Annotated in this window: 2 protein-coding genes; both read left to right on the top strand. The window is 71.8% G+C overall.

Translation table 11 applies throughout. The features are described 5' to 3' along the window. Positions 1-391: DUF742 domain-containing protein (locus D7231_RS35115; protein WP_147449899.1), on the top strand; the 391-nt coding region annotated here is incomplete at its 5' end. Then, positions 372-974: a GTP-binding protein gene (locus D7231_RS35110; RefSeq protein WP_120760426.1), complete on the top strand. Its 603-nt coding sequence runs from the start codon at positions 372-374 to the stop codon at positions 972-974. The genes D7231_RS35115 and D7231_RS35110, both read left to right, overlap by 20 nt. Positions 975-1,218 lie beyond the last annotated feature (244 nt).

Genomic DNA, 1,218 nt, shown 5'->3' with positions numbered 1-1,218 from the left:
GGGCCCGTACGGTGTTCCGCATCATTACGGCTCATTCGACGACGAGGGCGACCAGCCGCTGGTCCGTCCGTACGCCATGACCGGCGGCCGCACCCGGCCGCGTTACCAGCTCGCCATCGAGGCCCTGGTGTCCACCACGGCCGAACCGCTCCAGCTCCAGGGGCTGTTGCCGGAGCATCAGCGAATCTGCCACCTCTGCCTGGAGGTCAAGTCCGTGGCGGAGGTGTCCGCGCTCCTGGGTATGCCCCTGGGGGTGGCGCGGATCCTGGTCGCGGACCTCGCGGAGGCCGGGCTCGTCGCCATCCACCAGCCGGGGCACGACGCCGAGCCGGGGGGGCTGCCGGACGTGACACTGCTCGAAAGGGTGCTCAGTGGACTTCGCAAGCTCTAGCGCCTCGGGCGCCGCGGGCCGCCCGGCCCCCTCCACCTCGACCACCTCCGCGAAGATCGTGATCGCGGGCGGGTTCGGCGTGGGGAAGACGACGTTCGTGGGGTCGGTCTCGGAGATCAATCCGCTGCGGACCGAAGCGGTGATGACCTCGGCGTCCGCGGGCATCGACGACCTGACGCACACGGCGGGCAAGACGACCACGACGGTCGCGATGGACTTCGGGCGGATCACGCTCGACCAGGACCTGATCCTCTACCTGTTCGGGACGCCGGGTCAGGACCGTTTCTGGTTCATGTGGGACGACCTGGTGCGCGGGGCGATCGGGGCCGTGGTGCTGGTGGACACGCGGCGGCTGGCGGACTGTTTCCCGGCGGTGGACTACTTCGAGAACAGCGGCCTGCCGTTCGTCATCGCCCTCAACGGCTTCGACGGACACCAGCCCTACTCGCCCGACGAGGTCCGCGAAGCCCTCCAGATCGGCCCCGACGCCCCGATCATCACGACGGACGCCCGCCACCGCTCCGAGGCCAAGAGCGCCCTGATCACCCTCGTCGAACACGCCCTGATGGCCCGCCTCCGCTGACACGCTGCCGCGCGGGAACACCGGCCACGCGCGACCGGCCCGCCCGCCCCCGGATCCCGTCCGGGGGCTCTCGCCTTGGCGGGAGCCGCCTTCTCCCTGGCGGGGAGTCGCTTTCCCTGCCGGGAGAACTGCGCCCTGGCGGGGAGTCGCTTTCCCTGCCGGGAGGACCCCGCCCGGCGGGAGCCCTCGTGCCTCCGTCCGGAGGAGCACGCCCGGGCGGGGAGTCGCCGTCCCTGCCGGGACG

It is taken from the genome of Streptomyces klenkii (assembly GCF_003626645.1).
GTDB classification, from domain to species: domain Bacteria; phylum Actinomycetota; class Actinomycetes; order Streptomycetales; family Streptomycetaceae; genus Streptomyces; species Streptomyces klenkii.
This window is presented reverse-complemented; position numbering and strand designations above follow the sequence as displayed.